Consider the following 6,382-nt stretch of genomic DNA (forward strand, 5'->3'; position numbering starts at 1 on the left):
TTATAATGTTATAGCAGCAATAAAGCCGAATATAAGTAACGGAATATTGTAGTGAAGAAAAGTTGGGACACACGTATCCCATATATGATGATGCCTGCCATCAGCATTTAAACCTGAGGTAGGTCCTAGTGTACTATCAGATGCTGGAGAACCAGCATCACCTAATGCACCAGCTGTACCGATAATAGCGATGGTTGCCATCGGGCTAAACCCAAGTTGGATACATAGCGGGACGAAGATGGTTGTTAAAATCGGAATGGTAGAAAAGGAAGAACCGATTCCCATCGTAACGAGCAGACCGATAACAAGCATAAGAAAGGCAGCGAGCGGTTTGCTGTTTCCAATTAAATTGACGCTTGTCTGAACAAGTGATTCAACATGCCCTGTTTTCCGAAGAACTGCTCCGAATCCAGCGGCAGAAATCATGACGAAACCGATAAATGACATCATTCGCATACCACTTGTTAAAATAGCATCAGCTTCTTTTAAAGGAAGGCTACCACTAACGGATAATACAATGATTCCAGCTAGTGCGCCAAAAATCATGGATTCTGTTGCTAGCTGCACACTTAGTGTTGCGATAATAGACAATAACCCAAAGGAAATGCTTCTTTTTGTATAAGGAGCGGCTTCATCAGATGCGGCATGAATAGGTTCGGTGTGATAAGTACGTGGTTTACGATATGTAATGAAAACAGCGATACATAGACCGATAATCATTCCTATTGCTGGAATTGTCATTGCTTTTGGGATAAGCGCTACATCAAATGTAAGTCCGCTTTGCTGTGCATTTGTTTGTAGTACATCGTCATAAATTTTTCCAAATCCAGCTGGAACCCACATGTAAGGAGTGATTAATCCGAATGTAATAATACATGTAACAAGGCGGCGGTCCACTTTCAGTTCATTTAGTACTTTTAAAAGCGCTGGAATTAGAATAGGGATAAAAGCAATATGAACCGGAATAACATTTTGTGAAAAACAAGCCATTGCCAAAATAATAAATAAAATGAGTATTTTTGAATATGTTTGCTTTTGTGTGTCTTTTTCATTACCAACTAAGTTCAGTGCAGTATGAATCATAGCGTCGGGCAGACCTGTTTTGGAAAGAGAAATAGCAAATCCTCCGAGCATGGCGTAACTTAAAGCGATTGGAGCACTGTTTCCAAGACCCGTAGTAAAAGTATTGATTGTTTCTGAAATTCCAAGTCCACCAATTAGTCCACCTGTTAAGGCACCGACGATAATAGCGACAATGACTTGGACACGTAATAAACTAAGCAGTAGCATCACTGCTACTGCGATGAGTACAGCGTTCATAATAAATGTAATCTCCCTGATCTTTTTCTGTTTGTGCAGCTTATTCTGGATAGAAATGCTTACTAACTTGAGTAAAGTTGCGACATGTAATTATAAAATGTTTTCTGTGAAATGTAAAAGGTATAACGATTACTAGTGTAGAAAAGATAGCTCTTGTTTAATAGAGCATAAAGACTTTGCAAACAGTTTAGGTTCTTCTAAATTTGGTGAATGAGCAGAGTTTGGGAACCAAATCATTTTTTTGATGGGTGCTTGAATTGTATCGCAATATTGTTGAACGAGTGCATAAGGTGTTTGATAGTCGAAACGACCAGAACAAAAATAAACAGGTACGGAAAGTTTAGAGATTGAAGAAAAGAAATCTACTGTCAGCATTTCTGCCCATAATGCCCCAGATTTCATATTTCCTGCGAGAAATCTCACCCAATCTAGCAATGTATATTCTGAAGAAAATAGCCCTTTACGAATGAAAGAAAACGAAGTCCCGTTTTGAACTGCTCCTCCAAATGTACCGAGCCACTTCCTTTGAATGATAAGACGCCGCATATCTAGAAAAGGAGGTTTTCCTAGTTTTGTTAGAGAGGTCAATGCCCGCTCGTGTCCATGTTTTTTTGCAGAATGAATTAAATGCTGATAGAGCAATTCTTCGTTTTGCTTCATATGTACAATCTGACCGATGCCAATGTAGGCTTCGATGTATTCTGGATATTGATTTGCAATTTGTAGACCGATAATACTTCCCCAAGAATGTCCAGCGAGAAATAGTTTTTGTTTTTTGAAGCGAGAAAGAAGATATTTTATTACTTCAAGTGCATCTAAAACAAATTGTTCAATTGTGAAAGGTGCTTTTATATCCCGCCAAGAAAAAGATTTTCCTGCTCCACGTTGATCCCAATTGACAACAATAAAGTGCTTTTCTAAATCTTTTTGAAAATGGCGAATGAATCCAATTTGTGCCGTGCCAGGACCGCCATGACAGCATAATAAAATAGGTTGATTTACGTCTTGACCACGAATGAGTAGAGATTGCTGATGATTGTTAATCGTCACGCTTTCTATCGTAGCGACGCTATTTGAAGTTGGATTCTTAAATTCGTTGTAAAACTGTGGAGTGTGGCTACGAAACAGCATATAAAAAACCTCCTTTTCTCTAATGGTATGTATTGCAAGGGTGTACGATTTTGCATATACTATTAAGAAATTATTGTATCATAACATGCCGACTGTATTTCAACTATGAGAGCTCAGGGAGAGGGGGAAGAAAGTGACGGTTGGAGAAATTATAGATTGCTTAAACAAACGTGAACCACTTGCTATTATTGCGAAACGCCTCGACATGAGCCCATATGCATTGTCGAAAAAGTTAAGAGTGCTTGGATATGAATATGATGGCGAACAGAAGAAACGAATATTCATTGGAGAGGGAGAAGAGCCCCGCCATTTATATCTTCAAGAAGCTACTGCGCTTCAATATGTAAAAACAGATTATCAGGTTTTGATTTATGAACAATTGCAAAATATTTATGAATTATTGCGAAAACGAGAGGAACTTATTATCCCCAAAATAGTCAAAAGTAATGAAAAGAAAAAACGTACTTTTTCTATATGTACGGAAATTTTAGAGAAACTAGACGTTGTATCGGCTGCAACAGGTATTCATAAATCTAGAATTGTAGAAGAAGCGTTGATAGAATTTTTGCGAAAATATGAAGAAGCTGATGAATTGTATCAGGATAAATGAAAGAAAGGATACTATGTTCAATGTAAGAGCATGTATCCTCTGTATTTTTATCTAGAAATTTGTGGATAGTTAGAGTTTTTAGTGAAAGTAAAGAAGTTAGGTGGGGATGAGAAAATCTTCATGGATTAGGCATTTGCTTTGTATAAAACAATTATTATTTTTTAGCTTTTAAAAAATAATATAGGAACCAAACGGCGTGATTTTGTTCATCTGCTGCTGTTCTACGAAATGCCTCCTTAATATATTGATCTGTAGTGTCATCTGCAATTTCCAAGTAAAAATCGACTGTTCGTTGCTCATCTTGTAGCGCGAATTCTAATCCATTCACATAAGAATCTGGACATTGTTCAATAATTTTTGGCTGAGGTTGTTTACCGGTTAAATGAATATAAATTTGTACAAATTGCTGGAAATGTTTTATTTCGTCTTGTCGGATTTCGAGTATTTGATTGCGTTCATTATCTTGTGGAGCTAAATTAGCTAATTTAGCATAGCAATTTATTGCACTATACTCTCCGTTAATTGCATTTTCAATGTCATGAATTAGTTTGTCGTTTTGTCTGTATATCAAATTGTAATCATTTGAATAAGAATACATATGTTCACCTCCCAGTTCCTGCTCATATATCCTACGAGAAATCAATATACTGAGTGCATATCCTTTAAAATGTGATTTAGGGTAAAGTGAATTTTTATTGCATGTCCTTTCTCCATAGAGGTCAATAAAAAGCCCTGTATTTTAATGGAATACAGGGTTCTTATCATAAAGATTAATTTTTAAAAAATCATAATTTAATAATATAGTTTCTCTCTTTTTTATAAATTTATTTAAAAGAAAAGTTAATTAACTTTTTGAATTCGCCCATCAATAATAGGTTGAATCGGTTCTTTTACTTGCTTTACATAATCTACTAACGCTTCAAAATCATTTGGTCCTGTTTCAGCATTTTTTCCATTTTTAAAGGATACAAATCCATCTCCACCTGAAGCTAGAAAAGCATTTGCAACAACGCTGTAAGTTTTAGAGGCAACTAGCTCTTCTCCATTTGTTAAATGGATATTGGTAACTTTTTCACCGTCTGGTTTATTCGCATCCCAAGTGTACTGAATACCTGAAATTTGAAGCATTCTTGTTACACTTTTTTGCCACTGTTGATTCAAAATATCTCGAATGTCTTGCCCTGTCAAATTAACCTTTATTAATTGATTACCAAATGGTTGGATACCATATAATTCGCCCCATGTAATATCACCAGCATCTAAGTCATTACGGATGCCACCAGGATTCATAAGGGCAATTTGAGCGTTCATGGTCGCGCGTTGAGCGTCAGCAACTAAGTTTCCAAGAGTTGATTCACCAGCGGTATTTTGTTTACGATCTATCGGAGCAGTAGATTTTCCGACAACCTGATTTACAAGTGGTGCGATTTTTTCTTTATACTGTTCCATTTTCTTTTTCACTTGTTGGTCAGGCTCTATTCCCTCATGGTAGGTTGTAACAACCTCCGCTTTTTTCTCAATAATATCTTTTGTTTTACGATCAATTTTTACATCGACATCAGCGAAAGCCATTCCATAAGAATTTGCTTGTACGACAAGTTTGTTATTAACGGTTCCATTTACATAAGTGTGACTATGACCACCGAAAATGACATCGACTTCTGGATCAGTCTCATTTGCTAAGCGAACGATATCGCCATTTGTTACGCCGTTATCATCCGTTGTACCTCCATTATGTGCAAGAACAACGATAGATTTAATACCTAGTTTTTTCAGTTGTTTTACGGATGTGTTAATTGCTTCAACTTCATCTGTAATTTGTACATTTTTTAGCATAGTAGGCATAACAACGTTAGGAACATCCGTTGTTACAACCCCGATAAAGCCGACAGGAACTCCTTGTACCATTTTTACAGTAAATGGTGGTAGAAATAAGCGTCCAGTTGATTTATTGTAGAAATTTGCAGCAACATAAGGGAAGTTTGCTCCTTTAAAATTCCCTGTTTTTTCGTGATACCCACCGTAAATAAGGCGATTCATTTCGTTAATACCTTCGTCAAATTCATGATTTCCAATAGTTCCAACATCAAAACCTAGATCATTTAAAAATTCGATTGTAGGTTCATCTTGCAATAATGCAGAAACTGGAGGACTTGCTCCGACAATATCGCCAGCATGAACCATAAGTGTATTTGGGTTTTGTTTTTCACGATCACGTAAATAAGCAGCTAAGTACTCAGCTCCCCCTGCTTCTTTGTTGTTAATTTTCTTTACAGTGTCTAGTTGACCGTGAAGGTCGTTAATACCAAGCATTTGTACGTCTATGTAGCGATTTTGTTCTGCTGGTACTTGAGATGGAGGTGCAGCAAATACACTTGAAAAAGTAATTGTACTTAATACTAAAGCTGCAGGAATGACTTTTTTCCACATGAGTTTTCTCTCCCTTTTTTATAATCTGACATCATACGACATAATTTTAATAGATTAAGAGAGTTATTGCTATAAAAATTCTTTTTATTATAAAAATTAATGAAATTTTATTTTTCTCTTTACATCTTTACAAAATAAAAATAATAGGGAAATCGAAAGTGAATGGTCTTTTTTATTGTCGAGAGTAAGGTATTTCCCCTATAATGGAGAAAAAAGTAAAAGGTGAGCAGTATGAAGAAAAAGAAACAGAGACAAATGCAAAGACAAACGCAAATGAATCAGCCAGAGAAAGATTCCATTACAATTGGTGATCAATTGAATAAATCGTTAATGAATCAATTGAAAAGTAAGAAGAAAGAATTACAAGTAAGAGTGGAGCAAAAAGAAATAGAAGAACAAGAAAGAAAGCGTAAAGAGCAAAAGGAACGTGAAAAGAATAAATCGTTTGAAGAATTATTAAGTGAAAGTAATCTCACTTGGAAAGACTTTAAATAATGTAAAAAATCATCAGTACAATTGTCCTGATGATTTTTTAACGATTTGATAAGAAAAGGGGAATTGGGATGAGAAAGATTGTAGTCGTTCCTTATGAAAACCATTGGGGTGAGAAATTTCAAATAGAATCACAGAGGTTAAAAGCAGCGATGCCAGAACATGTGAAAGTACATCACATTGGTAGCACATCAGTACCGGGACTCGCAGCAAAGCCAATTGTTGATATGATTATGGAAGTAGAGAACATTGAGAGCGTAGATCATTGGAATGAATGTTTTCAACAACTTGGCTACATTGTAAAAGGTGAGAATGGTATCCCTGAACTGTACCCCGAATCGTGGACACTTAAAAAAAGTCCATGCTTCGGGGTTTTTGTGTATCTTTACACTCATTCCT

The 6,382-nt window shown here is 36.0% G+C and carries 7 protein-coding genes; 3 read left to right on the forward strand and 4 right to left on the reverse strand.

The genetic code is table 11. The features are described from left to right. Together JDS96_RS15615 and JDS96_RS15620 are read right to left on the reverse strand one after the other, a co-directional pair. Nucleotides 1-1,320 carry a Na+/H+ antiporter family protein gene (locus JDS96_RS15615; RefSeq protein ID WP_199667311.1) on the reverse strand — a complete coding sequence of 440 codons (1,320 nt, stop codon included), beginning with the start codon at nucleotides 1,318-1,320 and terminating at the stop codon, nucleotides 1-3. Nucleotides 1,321-1,452: 132 nt separating this feature from the next. Next, nucleotides 1,453-2,451 carry an alpha/beta fold hydrolase gene (locus tag JDS96_RS15620; protein WP_199667312.1) on the reverse strand — a complete coding sequence of 333 codons (999 nt, stop codon included), beginning with the start codon at nucleotides 2,449-2,451 and terminating at the stop codon, nucleotides 1,453-1,455. Between the two features lie 133 nt (nucleotides 2,452-2,584). On the opposite strand from JDS96_RS15620, the gene JDS96_RS15625 reads away from it, so the two are divergent. Further along, nucleotides 2,585-3,061 (forward strand): ribbon-helix-helix domain-containing protein, encoded by a 477-nt coding sequence (locus JDS96_RS15625; RefSeq protein ID WP_018766104.1) that lies wholly within the window; start codon nucleotides 2,585-2,587, stop codon nucleotides 3,059-3,061. A gap of 154 nt (nucleotides 3,062-3,215) precedes the next feature. Here JDS96_RS15625 and JDS96_RS15630 read toward each other — a convergent pair whose 3' ends face one another. Next, a complete protein-coding gene (locus tag JDS96_RS15630; protein ID WP_199667313.1) occupies nucleotides 3,216-3,659 on the reverse strand; it encodes a ferritin-like domain-containing protein in 444 nt (147 codons plus the stop codon). Nucleotides 3,660-3,901: 242 nt separating this feature from the next. After that, entirely contained in the window at nucleotides 3,902-5,491 is a 1,590-nt protein-coding gene (locus JDS96_RS15635; RefSeq protein ID WP_199667314.1) for a bifunctional metallophosphatase/5'-nucleotidase, read from the reverse strand. Between the two features lie 231 nt (nucleotides 5,492-5,722). On the opposite strand from JDS96_RS15635, the gene JDS96_RS15640 reads away from it, so the two are divergent. Together JDS96_RS15640 and JDS96_RS15645 are read left to right on the forward strand one after the other, a co-directional pair. After that, entirely contained in the window at nucleotides 5,723-5,986 is a 264-nt protein-coding gene (locus tag JDS96_RS15640) for a YqkE family protein (protein WP_003202682.1), read from the forward strand. A 68-nt stretch (nucleotides 5,987-6,054) separates the two neighbouring features. Further along, on the forward strand, nucleotides 6,055-6,382 hold a 328-nt coding region (locus tag JDS96_RS15645), incomplete at its 3' end, for a GrpB family protein (RefSeq protein ID WP_242479912.1).

Origin of the sequence: Bacillus cereus group sp. N21 (assembly GCF_016483395.1) — a bacterium.
Classification (GTDB): domain Bacteria; phylum Bacillota; class Bacilli; order Bacillales; family Bacillaceae_G; genus Bacillus_A; species Bacillus_A pseudomycoides.

Coding starts and splice junctions, on each gene's coding strand:
- JDS96_RS15620 (WP_199667312.1), bottom strand. CDS start 2,451: ATGCTGTTTCGTAGCCACACTCCACAGTTTTACAACGAATTTAAGAAT.
- JDS96_RS15640 (WP_003202682.1), top strand. CDS start 5,723: ATGAAGAAAAAGAAACAGAGACAAATGCAAAGACAAACGCAAATGAAT.
- JDS96_RS15615 (WP_199667311.1), bottom strand. CDS start 1,320: ATGAACGCTGTACTCATCGCAGTAGCAGTGATGCTACTGCTTAGTTTA.
- JDS96_RS15630 (WP_199667313.1), bottom strand. CDS start 3,659: ATGTATTCTTATTCAAATGATTACAATTTGATATACAGACAAAACGAC.
- JDS96_RS15635 (WP_199667314.1), bottom strand. CDS start 5,491: ATGTGGAAAAAAGTCATTCCTGCAGCTTTAGTATTAAGTACAATTACT.